The 14,366-nt window shown below is 64.8% G+C and carries 15 protein-coding genes; 11 read left to right on the forward strand and 4 right to left on the reverse strand.

Features of this window, described 5'->3' with window-relative positions:
• The first annotated feature begins 71 nt into the window (after positions 1–71).
• The 10 genes from prpB (at position 72) to ACED67_RS08785 (ending at position 9,062) form a co-directional block, all read left to right on the forward strand.
• Positions 72–980, forward strand: a complete 909-nt coding sequence (prpB, locus tag ACED67_RS08740; RefSeq protein ID WP_395541207.1) for a methylisocitrate lyase — start codon at positions 72–74, stop codon at positions 978–980.
• 31 nt (positions 981–1,011) lie between these two features.
• The gene (locus ACED67_RS08745) at positions 1,012–1,980 is read left to right on the forward strand and encodes a Bug family tripartite tricarboxylate transporter substrate binding protein (protein ID WP_395541208.1); all 969 of its coding nucleotides are present in this window, start codon (positions 1,012–1,014) and stop codon (positions 1,978–1,980) included.
• A gap of 111 nt (positions 1,981–2,091) precedes the next feature.
• Positions 2,092–2,487 carry a tautomerase family protein gene (locus ACED67_RS08750; protein WP_395541209.1) on the forward strand — a complete coding sequence of 132 codons (396 nt, stop codon included), beginning with the start codon at positions 2,092–2,094 and terminating at the stop codon, positions 2,485–2,487.
• Positions 2,488–2,518: 31 nt separating this feature from the next.
• A complete protein-coding gene (locus ACED67_RS08755; protein WP_395541210.1) occupies positions 2,519–2,965 on the forward strand; it encodes a tripartite tricarboxylate transporter TctB family protein in 447 nt (148 codons plus the stop codon).
• Positions 2,965–4,461, forward strand: a complete 1,497-nt coding sequence (locus tag ACED67_RS08760) for a tripartite tricarboxylate transporter permease (protein ID WP_395541211.1) — start codon at positions 2,965–2,967, stop codon at positions 4,459–4,461. Before ACED67_RS08755 ends, ACED67_RS08760 begins: the two co-directional genes overlap by 1 nt.
• Positions 4,462–4,534: 73 nt before the next feature.
• A complete protein-coding gene (locus ACED67_RS08765; RefSeq protein ID WP_395541212.1) occupies positions 4,535–5,389 on the forward strand; it encodes a fumarylacetoacetate hydrolase family protein in 855 nt (284 codons plus the stop codon).
• Positions 5,386–6,183 (forward strand): 2-oxo-hept-4-ene-1,7-dioate hydratase, encoded by a 798-nt coding sequence (gene hpaH / locus ACED67_RS08770; RefSeq protein WP_395541213.1) that lies wholly within the window; start codon positions 5,386–5,388, stop codon positions 6,181–6,183. Before ACED67_RS08765 ends, hpaH begins: the two co-directional genes overlap by 4 nt.
• Positions 6,184–6,189: 6 nt before the next feature.
• On the forward strand, positions 6,190–6,951 hold the full coding sequence (locus ACED67_RS08775) for an aldolase/citrate lyase family protein (RefSeq protein ID WP_395541214.1): 762 nt from the start codon (positions 6,190–6,192) through the stop codon (positions 6,949–6,951).
• Between the two features lie 340 nt (positions 6,952–7,291).
• Positions 7,292–8,335: a four-carbon acid sugar kinase family protein gene (locus ACED67_RS08780; protein WP_395541215.1), complete on the forward strand. Its 1,044-nt coding sequence runs from the start codon at positions 7,292–7,294 to the stop codon at positions 8,333–8,335.
• Entirely contained in the window at positions 8,322–9,062 is a 741-nt protein-coding gene (locus ACED67_RS08785) for a FadR/GntR family transcriptional regulator (protein WP_395541216.1), read from the forward strand. Before ACED67_RS08780 ends, ACED67_RS08785 begins: the two co-directional genes overlap by 14 nt.
• Here the strand turns inward: ACED67_RS08785 and ACED67_RS08790 are convergent.
• From ACED67_RS08790 to ACED67_RS08805, 4 genes are read right to left on the reverse strand one after another with little or no spacing between them, the layout of a single operon-like run.
• A complete protein-coding gene (locus ACED67_RS08790) occupies positions 9,059–10,180 on the reverse strand; it encodes an iron-containing alcohol dehydrogenase (protein WP_395541217.1) in 1,122 nt (373 codons plus the stop codon). The genes ACED67_RS08785 and ACED67_RS08790 overlap by 4 nt on opposite strands.
• Positions 10,177–11,094: a dihydrodipicolinate synthase family protein gene (locus ACED67_RS08795; RefSeq protein WP_395541218.1), complete on the reverse strand. Its 918-nt coding sequence runs from the start codon at positions 11,092–11,094 to the stop codon at positions 10,177–10,179. The genes ACED67_RS08790 and ACED67_RS08795 overlap by 4 nt, the downstream gene beginning before the upstream one ends.
• Entirely contained in the window at positions 11,091–12,041 is a 951-nt protein-coding gene (gene pdxA, locus ACED67_RS08800; protein ID WP_395541219.1) for a 4-hydroxythreonine-4-phosphate dehydrogenase PdxA, read from the reverse strand. The genes ACED67_RS08795 and pdxA overlap by 4 nt, the downstream gene beginning before the upstream one ends.
• Complete coding sequence (locus ACED67_RS08805) at positions 12,038–13,225, reverse strand: sialidase family protein (protein WP_395541220.1); 1,188 nt, start codon at positions 13,223–13,225, stop codon at positions 12,038–12,040. Before ACED67_RS08805 ends, pdxA begins: the two co-directional genes overlap by 4 nt.
• Before the next feature lie 238 nt (positions 13,226–13,463).
• On the opposite strand from ACED67_RS08805, the gene ACED67_RS08810 reads away from it, so the two are divergent.
• A complete protein-coding gene (locus ACED67_RS08810; protein ID WP_395541221.1) occupies positions 13,464–14,348 on the forward strand; it encodes a DMT family transporter in 885 nt (294 codons plus the stop codon).
• The last annotated feature ends 18 nt before the right edge of the window (positions 14,349–14,366 follow it).

Consider the following 14,366-nt stretch of genomic DNA (forward strand, 5'->3'; position numbering starts at 1 on the left):
GTTGACATATTTGTCCGCATTGTGGAAGAACTTTCGCCACCAAGACCGGCACGCCACATTGCGAGGACCATATGCTGACCCACACTCCCACCCGCATTTCAGCCGGAGCGCGCTTCCGCACGGCGCTGCGCGAAGAAAATCCGCTGCAGATCGTGGGCACGATCAATGCATATACCGCTCTGATGGCCAAGCAGGTCGGCTATCGCGCGATCTATCTGGCCGGCGCCGGCGTTGCGAATGCCTCCTATGGCCTTCCTGATCTGGGCATCACCACGATCAACGACGTCCTGGCCGATCTGCGCAAGGTCTCCGATGCCTCGGACCTGCCGGTCCTGGTCGATGTCGATACCGGTTTCGGCGGGGCCTACAACATCGCCCGTCTTGTGCGCGGCCTCATCAAGGACGGCGCGGGCGCGATGCATATGGAGGACCAGGTCGCACTGAAGCGCTGCGGCCACCGCCCTGGCAAGGAGATCGTCTCGAAGGAAGAAATGCTGGATCGCGTCAAGGCGGCGGTCGATGCGCGCTATGACGAGGATTTCGTCATCGTCGCGCGGACGGATGCATTGGCGATCGACGGGCTTGATGCCGCCATCGACCGGGCCTGCGCCTATGTCGAGGCCGGGGCCGACATGATCTTCGCCGAAGCCTTCACCTCGCTTGAGCAATACCGCAAGCTGGCGGACGCGCTGGGGCGGCCCTACACGGTGCTTGCCAATATCACCGAATTCTCGAAGACGCCGAACTTCACCACGGACGAGCTGGCCGGTGCAGGCGTGGCCGCGGCGCTCTATCCGCTTTCTGCTGCCCGCGCGATGAACCTCGCGGCGCTGAAGACCTATGAGGAAATTCGCGGCAAAGGCACGCAGAAGGGAATTCTGGGCCAGATGCAGACCCGCGAAGAGTTGTACGGCTTCCTCAACTACCACGAATACGAACGAAAAATCGATGAGCTCTTCGCCGCGAAGAAGGGTGCCTAGGCCAAGTTCAGTTCATCAGGGAGGATGACAGATGAAACCGAAGTTCCGTTTGCTTTTGGGGGCGGCGCTTTCGCTGCCGCTATTCATGACGGCAGCGTTTGCCCAAGACTTTCCGAACCAGCCGATCAAGTTCATCGTACCGTTCAATTCGGGCGGTGGCACCGACATCGTCGCCCGGATCGTTGCCGATGAGATGTCGAAGAACATCGGGCAGCCGGTGCTGGTCGAGAACCAGCCCGGTGCACAGGGGATCAGCGGCACCCGGGCCGGGGCCGATGCTCCGGCAGATGGCTACACGATGACCTTCGTGCTTCAGGCGACGATGGCGCTGAACAGGTCGCTTTACACTGCCACGAATTATGACGCGCTGAACGACTTTGCCTTCGTATCTCAGCTGTCCGAGGCACCCTATGTGGTGGCGGTGAACGCGAATCTCGGGGCGACCACGCTGGACGAGCTGGTTGCCAAGGCAAAAGCGGAACCTGGCAAGATCAACTTCGCGTCGGGGGCGGCAGCGTCATACCTTGCATCCCTGCTGTTCCAGAAGGAAGTCGGGGTCGAGATGGTCCATATTCCCTATTCTGGATCGGGGGCGGCACTGACCGACCTTCTGTCGGGACGGGTCTCGCTCATGCTGTCCAGCCCGTCTTCTGTCCTGCCGCATTTCCAGTCCGGCGCCCTGGTGCCGCTGGCCGTGACCGGGGCCGAGCGGCTGCCTTCGCTGCCCGACGTGCCCACACTGGACGAGCTGGGCTACAAGGGGTTCAATGTCACCGGCTGGTATGGCGTGGCGGTTCCCGATGGCACGCCGGATGCGGTGGTCGAAAAGCTGAACACCTCGATCAACGAGGCACTGGCAAATCCTGATGTTCAGGCCAGCCTTGAAAGCGCCGGGGCGGCGGCCAAGGGCGGTTCCGCCGCCGATTTCTCCGCTTTCGTCGCCGCTGAGATCGATCGCTGGACCGCGGTGATCGCCGAAGCCGGCATCCAGCCGCAATGATGTGACCAGGCACGGGCGGCTGCGGCCGCCCGGATGCACCGCGCCAAGCGACCGGAGCGGTCGCGCGCGACACCGCTTCCCTCTCGGGACGCCCACCACAAGGATTGAACAATGCCGCACGCCTGGATCGAAGTCTCGGCCAATATCGCCAAGGAGCCCGAGGTGGCCCGCCTGGCCCGCACCGTTTATGACAGCGCCCTGAAGACAGGTCTCTTCCCGGTCGGCGGCGTGCGCGTGCGGTTTCAGGAATTGTCCGACGTGATCGTCGGCGATGGCCATCCGGACAATTCCTTTGTCCATGTCGTCCTGCGCATCGGCGCGGGTCGCACCCTGGAAGCGAAGAAGGCGGCTGCGGACGAGATCTTTGCGCAGGTCAAGTCCCTGATGGAGCCGCTCGCGGCACGCCGACCTCTCGCTGTGGCCTTCGAAGTGCAAGAGATGAGTGCGGATCTGAACTACAAGTTCAACAACCTGCACCAACACATCGCCCGGCGGCAGAGCGCCTGAGCCGGGACTGCGCTCAAGCGGAGGAGAGCCAATGTTCCAAGATCGCGATGTCATCGGCGGCGGCATATTCACGCTGATCGGCCTTGGCGCCTTCGTCATGGCCCAGAATTACAATGCGGGCAGCGCATTGAACATGGGGCCCGGCTATCTGCCACGGCTTGTATCCGGGGCCATCGTGCTGCTGGGCTTGGCGCAGATCATCGGCGCCTTGCGAAGCAAAGGCGAACCCGACCGGATCGTTGACTTCAACTGGCGGGCCTTCGGTCTGATCCTGGCCGCGATTGTCACCTTCGCGCTGCTGGTCAAGCCTGCCGGTCTTATCCCTGCGGTCACCTTGATGATCGTCATCGGCTGGTTCGCCGATCCCAAGCGCAAGCCCAGCCATCTTCTGGGCCTGCTGATCATCGGCAACCTGATGCCAATCCTGATCTTCAATCTTCTGTTGCGGATGCAGATCAAACTCTGGGGATTGTTCTGATGCTGGATGGACTGCTGATCGGTGCAGCCGTTGCCTTCACGCTGCAGAACCTGCTCTACTGCTTTCTCGGCGTCACGCTGGGCACGTTCATCGGTATGCTGCCCGGAGTGGGGCCACTTGTCACGATTGCCGTGCTTTTGCCGATGACCTACGGGCTTAGCCCGGAATCCTCGATGATCATGTTGGCGGGCATCTACTACGGCGCGTCCTATGGCGGATCCTCGACCGCGATCCTGGTCAACCTGCCCGGAGAAAGCTCGTCCGTCGTCACCTGCATCGACGGCTACCAGATGGCCCGCAAGGGGCGCGCCGGCGCGGCGCTTGCAGTGGCCGCCATCGGTTCGTTTGTCGCAGGCTGCATCGGCACGCTGGCGATCGCGCTTTTCGCCCCGACCCTTGGCCGTGCCGCGCTGCAATTCGGCGCTGCGGAATATACCTCGATCATCGTCCTTGCCCTGGTCGCAACCGCCGTTCTGTCGCAAGGAGCCTTGTTGCGCGGCTTGCTGATGGCCCTGTTCGGCATCCTTCTGGGTATGATCGGCATGGACCTGAACACCGGCGTCATGCGCTACACCTTCGGGCTGACCTCGCTGATGGACGGGCTTGATTTCGTTGTGGTCGCCGTTGGCCTGTTCGCCTTTGCAGAGATCATCCGCGAACTTACCCAGAAGCAGGACGAGGACTACGGTCAGGTCAAGATCGACAGTCTCATGATGACGCGCGACGAGATGCGCGCCTCGGTCAAGCCGATCCTCAGGGGAACAGGTGTCGGGATGTTCTTCGGTGTCATCCCGGGCATCGGCGCGACCGTCAGTTCTTTCGCGGCCTATATCCTTGAGCAGCGTCTCTCGAAGGATCCCTCGCGCTTCGGCAAGGGTGCGATCGAAGGCGTCGCTGCGCCGGAATCGGCGAACAATGCCTCGGCCCAGACCTCGTTCATTCCGACGCTGACGCTGGGCGTGCCCGGCAGTGCGACGATGGCGCTGATGATCGGCGCGCTGATGATCCACGGCATCACGCCCGGCCCGAACATCATCACCGAGCGGCCCACCCTGTTCTGGGGCCTCGTGGTCAGCATGTGGGTGGGAAATCTGTTGCTGGTCCTGCTGAACCTGCCACTGATCCGGCTTTGGACCTCGTTGCTGAAAGTTCCCTATTCATGGCTGTTCCCGCTGATCCTTGTCCTGTCTTCCTTCGGCATCCTGACCCTGTCGAATGACCCGACGGATATCATATGGGGCGCTGCTTTCGGGGCCTTCGGCTATCTGATCTCGAAGCTGAACTATTCGCCCGTGCCCTTCATCCTTGGCCTCGTTCTGGGACCAATGCTTGAGGAAAGCTTCCGGCGCGCTTTGCTGATCTCGCATGGCGACCCAACGACCTTCATCCGCAGCCCGATCAGCGCGGGCTTCCTGGTCGCGGCCGTCGCGTTGGCGCTGCTGATGACTTTGCCGGCGCTGCGCAGCAATCGCGCCAATCTGGAAAGCGAAGGCTGAGCCCTGCCCCCCGCTGCGCCACAACTGCGCGACCCCCATTCAGATCCACGACCAGCTTCCCCGGAGACGACCCATGAACCTTGTCACTTTCACCGCCGATGGTCGGTCCCTTTGGGGTGTCACGACCGCCGATGGTGTGATCGCACTTTCGCCGGATTTTCCGCAATGGAAGACACTGCGCAATGTCATCGCCGAAGGCGCCATCGCGCAGGTACTGGAGGCCGGAAAGGGCCGCGCCGTCACCCATCGTGACGGAAGTTTCTCCTATGACATTCCGGTCCCGAACCCTGAAAAGATCATCTGCGTCGGCGTGAACTTTCCCGACCGCAACGCCGAATACAAGGATGGCCAGGAAGCGCCGGCCAAGATGTCGCTCTTCCCTCGGTTCGCCCGCAGCTTCAATGGGGCTGGCCAGCCGCTGATCCGGCCACCCGAAAGCCCCCAGCTTGACTATGAGGGCGAGATCGCGGTCATCATTGGCAAGGGTGGCCGCCGCATCTCCGAGGAAGAGGCCCTGTCCCATGTCGCGGCGCTGACACTGTGCAACGAGGGCACGATCCGCGACTGGGTGCGCCATGCCAAGTTCAATGTCACTCAGGGCAAGAACTGGGACCGCTCCGGCGCGATCGGACCCTGGGCGGTGCCATTTACCGACCCCGCCCAAATCGCCGATGTCGAACTGGTCACCCGGGTCAATGGCGAGATCCGCCAACAGGATCGCACCAGCCGGATGCTGTTTCCCGTGGCGCGCCAGATCGCCTATATCTCGACCTTCACGACACTGGTGCCCGGAGACATCATCGTGACCGGCACGCCGACCGGCGCGGGCGCGCGTTTCGACCCGCCGATCTGGCTCAAGCCCGGCGATGTGATCGAGATCGAGGTTCCGGGCATCGGCACCCTGCGCAACGGCGTTGCAGACGAATGACCCCCGAACAGATCATCGAAGCTGCCGATCGGCTTTATCAGGCCGAGCTGACCGGCCGGCAATGCGGGCTGCTGTCCCTGACCTATCCCGGGATGACGCTGGATGACGCCTATGCGGTGCAGTCCGCCCTGGTGGCCCGCAAGCGCGCCGCGGGGGCGCAGATCATCGGCTGGAAGATCGGCCTGACGTCGCGCGCCATGCAGCAGGCCCTGAACATCGACACGCCGGATTCCGGCGTTCTTCTGGATGACATGGTCTTTGCCGATGGCGGCACCGTGCCAAAGGATCGCTTCATCCAGCCCCGGATTGAGGCCGAGATCGCCTTCGTCATGAAGGCATCACTGCAGGGGTCTCAGGTCACGCGCGCCGATGTGCTGGCGGCGACCGAAAGCGTCCTGCCCAGCCTTGAAATCCTGGACACACGCATCCGGCGCACAGACCCCGCCACTGGCACGGCGCGGGTGATCACCGACACGGTCAGCGACAATGCCGCCAATGCCGGCATCGTCCTCGGTGCCCGGCGTCACGCGCCCGGAGACATCGACCTGCGCTGGGTCGGCGCCATCGTCACGCGCGACGGCGTGGTCGAGGAAACCGGTCTAGGCGCCGGCGTGCTGAACGATCCGGTCACGGGCATCCTGTGGCTTGTCCATCGTCTTGCGCAATTCGGCATGGCTGTCGAGGCGGGGCAGGTCCTGTTGTCCGGCAGTTTCATCCGTCCCATCGAGGCCACCCCAGGCAGCCGCTTCCACGCGGATTTCGGCGCCTTCGGACAGGTTTCGATCAACTTCTGAGGTATCATGCCGGCCCCGACCAATACCTTGAAACACCGGCTCGCCAGCGGCGAGGTCCTGCACGGGATCTGGCTCGGCCTTGCCGATCCCTATGCCGCCGAGATTGCCGCGACGACCGATTTCGACTGGCTTCTGGTCGATGGGGAACACGCGCCGAACGATATCCGTTCGCTCTCGGCGCAGCTTGCGGTGATCCGGGGCCCGGCGCCGGTGGTGCGTCTGCCCGACGACGATCCCGTCAAAATCAAGCAGGTGCTGGACATCGGAGCGCAATCCCTGCTTGTTCCGATGGTGGAAAGCGCCGCGCAGGCCAAGGCGATCTGGCGCGCGACCCGCTACCCGCCCCTGGGCATCCGAGGCGTGGGATCGGCACTGGCCCGTGCCTCGGGCTTCGCAGGGGTCCCTGACTATCTGCAGACCGCGAACGACGAAATCTGCCTGATCCTGCAAGTGGAGTCGGTCAAGGGGCTGGCCGCTCTCGAGGATATTCTCGCGGTGCCGGGTGTGGATGGCATCTTCATCGGCCCCTCCGATCTTGCGGCGGATATGGGTTTGATCGGCCAGCCAGGACACCCGGACGTGACCGCTGCAGTGATCGATGCGCTTGCGCGTATCCGCGCCGCGGGGCGATCTGCCGGCGTGCTTTCGACCGATCCAGCCTTCATCGCCACGTGCAAGGCTGCCGGAGCCAATTTCGTCGGTGTCGGGATCGATGTCACCGTGCTCGCCAACGCCCTGCGAAACCTCGCCCATCGCTGGCGCGACTGACGAGCGCTGCCGCGATGGGGCCGGAGGTTGACAACCTCCCGGCTGACCGGCGGCACATGGTTTTCCCGCATCCGCATCTGGCTGACCGTGCTGGATCAGCTAGGCGTCGGCTGCAAGCAAAAGGCCGAAGGTCTTTGCCCAAGGCGAAGCAGGGTATCGGCCCAGGAAAGCAATGCCTATAGCGGCTTCTGAGCAGGCCTGCGACTTGGGGAGGTTGCACTTTGGATGCAAGGAACTTGCTATACAGCCCTTGTCACGCCGCAGAAAACTGTAGCAATATCATCGCATCCTTGGCCAATCATCTTTGGCATCTTGTTTACAAATCAGGACAGGCCCGCCGTTGCTCTGCATCATCGCCGACGATCTGACCGGCGCCTTCGACGCGGCGGCGCCTTTTGCGGGGCGCGGTGTCGCGGTGGCTGTGGCGCTGGAGCCGGCGGCGCTGGCTGACGCGCTGGTCGAAGCCCGGAGTGGCGGCGTCGAGGTTCTGGCCGTCAGCACCCGCTCGCGCGAGATCGCGGCGGACGAGGCGTCAGCACGAGTGGCCGCGGTGGCCGCGCAGCTGCCGGCGCGGACGCGTCTGTTCAAGAAGGTCGATTCGCGGCTGAAAGGCCATGTCGCGGCGGAACTGGCGGCGCTGGCGGCGGGCAAGGTTCCCTTGCTGGTGGCGCCGGCGATCCCCGATTTCGGGCGGATCGTGCGCGGCGGCGCGGTGACGGGGTTCGGGGTCGATGCGCCCATCCCGGTTGCGGCGGTGCTGGGCGCTTTGGCGGCGCAGGCCGAGATTCCCGATACGTCCAGTGCCGATGACCTGCGGGCCGCCTTGGCGCGGGCGCCGGATGAGGCGCTGCTGGTGGGCGCACGCGGCCTGGCCGAAGCGTTGGCAATCGCGATGACCGGGCAGGAAATGGCGACTGCACGCCAGCCGCAGGCGGGGCGGGCGCTGATGGTGGTGGGCTCGCGCGATCCGATCACGTTGGCACAGGTGGCGACGCTGAAGGCGCGGGGGGCCGACTGGCGCGGCGCGCCGAACGGCAGGCTTGAGGACCGCCGTCCGCTCGGGGCTCTGACCTTGGTGCAGGCGCTGCCGGGGGTGACCGAGCGGTCCGGTGCCGAGGTGGCGCTGGCGCTTGCGGCTTCGGTCCATCCGGCGCTGACCGCAGAAGCCGAGGCGATCTTTCTGACCGGCGGCGCCACGGCCGAGGCGGTGATGCAGGCCATGGGGCTGCGCGTCCTGCGGCTGGAGGGCGAAGTCCTGCCGGGCGTGCCGCTGGCACGGGCGGGCGGACGGGCAGTGATCGTGAAATCTGGCGGATTCGGGGGTGATGACACGCTGACCCGGCTTGCCGATCTGTTTGGGGGCGCGCGTGATGGGACAGGCTGAGGGCGGCGGGCGCCGGTCGCTGGCGGATGTGGTCTTCGACCGGCTGCAGCGCGCGATCAAGTCGGGGGCCTATCGGCCCGATGAACGCCTGCCCACCGAGCACGATCTGGCGGCGGAATTCGAAGTCTCGCGCCCGATCGTGCGCGAGGCGCTGAAGCGGCTGCGCGACCAGGGGTTGATCTATTCGCGCCGCGGTGCGGGCAGTTTCGTGCGGGTGATCGGGCTCAAGCAGCCGCTGGGCTTTGGCCAGCTGGAAAACGTCTCGGACCTACTGAATTGCTACGAGTTCCGCCTGATGCTGGAGCCCGAGGCGGCGGCGCTGGCGGCCGAACGGCAAGATGCAACCAGCCTGGCGGCGATTTCGGTGGCATTGGAGTTGATGCGCGATGCGACAAACCGGCTGACCCATCGCGAGGATGCCGATTTCCAGTTCCATCTGGCGATCGCCCTGGCTTCGGAGAATCCCTATTTCTCGACCGCGATGGAGGCCTTGAAGGATCATATCGCCGTCGGCATGCGGTTCCATGGTGCCTCGGTCAAGCGCGAGGCGACGGGGCTGGCCCGGGTCTTTGCCGAGCACAGCGCGATCCATGCCGCGATCCGTGACCGCGATCCAGCCGCGGCGCGGACGCTGATGCGCGACCATCTGATCGGCTCGCGTGAGCGGTTGTTCGAACGGCGGCGGCCGGAGGACGGGGGCGTCGTGACGACCCCTGCACCCTACTAGTAGGCAGCGCGATAGATCGCCTCGACCTCGGCGACCGACATGTCGCGCGGGTTGTTGTCCATCAGCCGGCGGATCGCATGGGCATCGGCGGCGAAGCGCGGCAACTGGTCGTCGGCCGCGCCATGGGCGGAAAGCCGCATCTCGACGCCCAGATCGGCACAGAACCCATGTGCAGCGGCCAGCAGGCCCTGTTCGGCGGAGCGGGGCGCCAGACCCAGGAAGCCAATCACCTCGGCGGTCTTTTCCGGCACGCTGCTTTCGTTGAAGGCCAGCACATGCGGGAAGATGATCGCATTGGCCAGCCCATGCGGCAGGTGCAGAAGCGTGCCCAAAGGATAGGCCAGCGCATGGCCGGCGGCGGTGTTGACCGGGCCAAGACAGATGCCGCCATAGAACGAGGCCAGCATCATGCCTTCGCGCGCCTCGGTATCGCCGCCGTCGCGCACGGCGCGGGCAAGGTATTTCCCGACCAGCGCAATGCCCATGCGGGCATAGCCGTCGATCATCGGATGGGCGTTGCGGTTGGTGAAGGCTTCCACGCAATGCGCCATCGCGTCGATGCCGGTGGCGGCGGTGACGGCGGGCGGCACCGAGAAGGTCAGCTCGGGGTCGAGCACGGCCAGATCGGCAATCAGATGCGGGCTTTCGACGGCGATCTTGTTGCCCTTGCTCGGATCTGTGATTAGCGCGCGGATGCCGGCTTCCGATCCGGTGCCAGCGGTGGTGGCGATCTGCACCAGACGGGTGGCGCGGCCCGCAACCTTGTTCGGCCCGGCCACATCGGCCAGCATCTGCGTGCCGTTCCACATGGCGGCGACCAGCTTTGCCACATCCATGACAGACCCACCGCCCAGACCGATTACCACATCTGGACGAACCTCCTTGGCCGCCGTCATGGCGGATTCGAAGGTGATGATGTCCGGCTCCCCGGGGATATCCGAGAAGACTGCGATCTTCCCCTTCAGCCCAAGACGGTCGGCGAAGCCTGCCGTATGCGGCGTGGCCAGGATCAGGATGCTGGCGGCATCGCCCGCCCATGCCCCGACGCGCGCCGAAGCACTGGCGCCGATCTCCAGCCGCTTCGGCTGATGTAGCGTGATGATGCGCGACAGGCTCATGCGAGCGCCCCGCGTTCCAGACGGTCCATGGTCACCCAGACCTGCTCGGCCTCGGGTTGCGACAGCGGCGAGAAGGGCGGGTGGACGTTCAGCCAGCCCAGATCGCCACGGCGCTTGGCCAGCATGGTCTTCACCGTGGGAAGCTGAGTGTAGCTGTTGGTCAGGTTGCGCCAGGCCACGATCACATCCTGGGCGGCCTTCACCTCCTCGGCCTTGGCCGGATCGTTCCAATGATCGTAGACCACCCGCAATTCGCGCGCGACAAGGTTGGACGAGGCGGTGATGCAGCCCGCGCCGCCACCCTGCAGCACCGGCAGAAGCAGCGGATCGGCCCCCGCCAGCACGCCGAAGCCGGGGAAGCGCGCCGAGATCGCATGCATGTTTTCGATCTTGCCGTCACTGTCCTTGATGCCGACCACGGTGTCGGGGAATTCCTTCACCAGCATCTCGATCAACGTATGGCTGATCGGCACGCCGGTCAGCATGGGGATATGGTAAAGGATCACCTTCAGCCGGTCATCCGCCACTTTCTCGATGATCGTGGCGTAGAAGCGGAACAGGCTCTGGTCCGAGAAGGCGGTGTAATAGAAGGGCGGCAGCATCACCACACCCTTGACGCCCGCCTGCACGGCATGGCGCGTCATGGTGACGGCATCGGTCACCGCGCAGGAAGACGTGCCGGGGAGAAGCTGCTCGGGCAGGGTGCCGCCCTTGAGCGCGGCTTCCAGCAGATCCATCCGTTCGCGGGCCGAGAAACTGTTCGCCTCGCCGGTCGAGCCAAGCATGGCGATGCCATGGCAGCCTTCCTCGATCAGCGCCTTGGTATGGGCGCCGAACAGCGCCAGATCGGGCGTGCCGTCGGCTTTCAGCGGCGTGGCGGCGGCGCAATAGACGCCTTCGATTGCGAAGCTCATGCTTTCCCTCCGGAGACCAGCTTGCGGGCATAGGCGATGGCCGAAAGCATGTTGCCGTGATTGGCGATGCCCTTGCCGGCGATGTCGAAGGCGGTGCCATGATCAACCGAGGTGCGGTCGATCGGCAGTTCGACCGAGACATTCACCGCCGTGTCGAAGGCCACCAGCTTGATCGGGATATGGCCCTGATCGTGATACTGGGCGACCACCAGATCGAAAGCGCCCGAATAGGCGCGATGGAACACCGTGTCGGCCGAGATCGGGCCTTGGGCGTCGATGCCCTCGTCGCGCGCCAGACGCACCGCGGGGGCGATCTGGTCGTCATCCTCGGTGCCGAACAGGCCATTCTCACCGCAATGCGGGTTGATCCCGGCCACGGCAATGCGCGGCGCGGCAATGCCGATGCGCTTCAGATGGTCGTTGCCGGCGCGGATCGTGGCCAGGACGCGTTCGGTCGTGGCGCGGCGGATGGCTTCCTGCAGCGACACATGGGTCGAGACATGGATCACCTTCAGCCGGTCCGAGGCCAGCAGCATATAGGCGGCCTTGGCGCCGGTCAGGCTGCGCAGCATGCCGGTATGGCCGTCATAGTGATGGCCGGCGGCATTCAGCGCCTCTTTGTTGATCGGCGCGGTGACGATGCAGCCGATCAGGCCCGCTTCGGCATCGCGCACGGCTTTCTCGATGAAGCGGAATGCCGCGTCGCCGGCCACGGGCGACAGCTGGCCCCAGGGCAGGGGGGCGCCGTCATAGTCGATATTCACCACATGGGGGGCCAGATCGACCTCGACGCCCAAGGCCGCCTGGGCCGCCTGCAGCGTGGCGAGATTGCCGTAGATCCGGGTCAGGGTGCGGTCTTCCGCGCTCATCCCCGCCAGCGCCTTGACGCTGATTTCCGGCCCGACCCCGGCTGGGTCTCCCATGGTGATGCCGATGATCTGGCTCATGCGTGGAACTCCTTCAGCTCTGCGGTCCAGCCGGGGGCCAGACGGGTGTAACGGATGGCGCGGCGGTGGCAGGTATAGGCCACATGCAGCGCGCCATCGGGGCTTTCCAGAAGCCAGGGATAGGACAGTTCCTTGTTCCGGCCATCGAGACTGTCATTCGATGTGCAAGTGCCGGGCCCGTCCTCGATCACAAGACGCAGCGGGAAGGTCCGCCCCCCGTCTTCCGACACGCAGACCGAGACCGGCGCGCGCGACACGCCCCAGATCGGCACGCAGCCGCCGGTGGGATCGGCATCGGGGCGGGCATCGTCCTCGCCCAGCTCATCATATAGCGAGGCGCGGCGGTCGGGCGACATGGCCGCATTGACCGGGTTGCAGATCAGCGCGATGCGGCCATCGGCCAGGGTGATCGCGGCGATCGAGGAATTGTTGTTGGGCAGGTCGGTCGGCTGCGGCGCCGACCAGCTTCGCCCGCCATCCAGGCTTTCCGAGCGGTGGACGGCATCGGCCTGACGGCGGCGGTAGAAGGCGGCGAGGCGGCCTTCGCCCAGGGCGACCGGCGACATATGCACCGAACCGATCGAGGCGGGAACGTCGTCCAGCACCCAGCTTGCGCCCTGATCGGTCGAGATGCCGACATTCGCCGTGTCATGGCTGCCGTTCCATTTCTGCCCGGGCCGCTGCACGCAGCGGAAGATCGGCAGAAGCCAGGCGCCATCGTCGCGCAGGACCAGTGGCGCGCGGATGAAGCAGCCCGGCGGCAGGTTGATATAGCGGCCTGCATCGGTCGACAGGCTTGTGCCGTCACGGGCGATCCGGGCCATGCGGATGCGGCACTGGTCCTGATTGCCCGACGGCTGCGAGGTATGGAACAGCCAGAGCCCGCCGTCAGGCGCGGTGAAGATCACCGGGTTCTGCTCGGAATGTGCGGGGTCGCACGACAGGATCTGTGCCGGGCCCCAGCGGTCAACGCCGGGCAGCAGGACCGAGGCGTGGATCGAGATGTCGGACTTGCCCTCCAGCGAACCGCCGAACCAGGCGCAGATCAGCGCGCCATCCGGTTGCAGGGACAGGAAGGCGGCATGGTTCTGCACCATGGGCGACGGCAGCAGCGCGGACATCCGCCCCGGCCCCGCGGGCTGCAAGAGACCTGTCATTCCGGCGGCGATTTCGGATGGAGTCATGTCGCCCTCCCTGGCGAAGCTGGGGACAGGAAGGGGCAAAATCCTCTATGTTGTCAAGTTGAAGAATGTAATTTATGGTATGAAAAGTATACAACTATAGAAATTAATATTCTATTACAGCTAGTTACAATCAATCATTCCATATTAGTTTCTTACATCAGTGTTTTTATTGACAAGTTTGTCTGCTTTGACGCATGGTCTGGACACGGGATGGGGAGTCCCGGATTCGGGGGGGTGGATGACCCGACAGGGTACGACAGGACAGCGAACGATCCTTGCGGTCGGGCTTGCGGCGCTGGGGGCTGCGCTTTCGGCCGCGGATGCCGCGATCGTGCGGGCGCTGGACGGCGGCGTGCATCCTTTCGTGATCGCCTTTTTCCGTGCGGCCTTCGGAGCGCTGGCGGTGCTGCCTCTGGTAGCACTGCGCCCAACGGTTCTGACCAGCCACTACCGGCTGGGCCAGCATGCGCTGCGCGCCGGGCTGAAGCTCGTGGCGCTGATCGCCTTTTTCGCAGCCTTCGCCCGGGGTCCGCTGACCGATGTGACGGCAATCGCCTTCACCTCGCCGGTCTTCGTGGTGCTGGGGGCGGCGATGATGCTGGGCGAAAAATTGGGGGCGGTGAAGATTCTGGCGATCGGGCTGGGCTTTGCCGGGGCGCTGGTGATCCTTGGTCCGGCGGGATCGGGGCTGAGCTGGGCGATGGGCTTTGCCCTGTCGGGCGCGATGATGCAGGCGGTGATCCAGCTGATGCTGAAATCCATGTCGTCGGGCGACGACACGGCAACGCTGGTGGTGCTGAATCTGCTGCTGACCGTGCCGATGGCAGCGGTGTTGGCGGCGCTGGTCTGGACCACGCCGACGCTGTGGCAATTCGGGATGCTGGCCTTGCAGGGCGTGCTGGGCGCGGCCTGCATGGCGCTGATGACCCATGCCTTCAGCCTGGCCGATGCCTCGATCGTGGCGCCAGTGGATTTCCTGCGGCTGCCGCTGATCGCGCTGCTCGGCTGGCTGCTGTTTTCCGAAACCGCCCGGGCCAGCACCTGGCTGGGCGGCGGGCTGATCTGTGCTGCCGCGCTGATCGCCTCACGCGCGGGGCGCAGGCCCCGGCACAGCGGCGAATAGGCGCGTTTGACCAAGTTC

Source organism: Neotabrizicola paludis (assembly GCF_044142105.1).
In the GTDB taxonomy this organism is placed as follows: Bacteria; Pseudomonadota; Alphaproteobacteria; order Rhodobacterales; family Rhodobacteraceae; genus Pseudogemmobacter.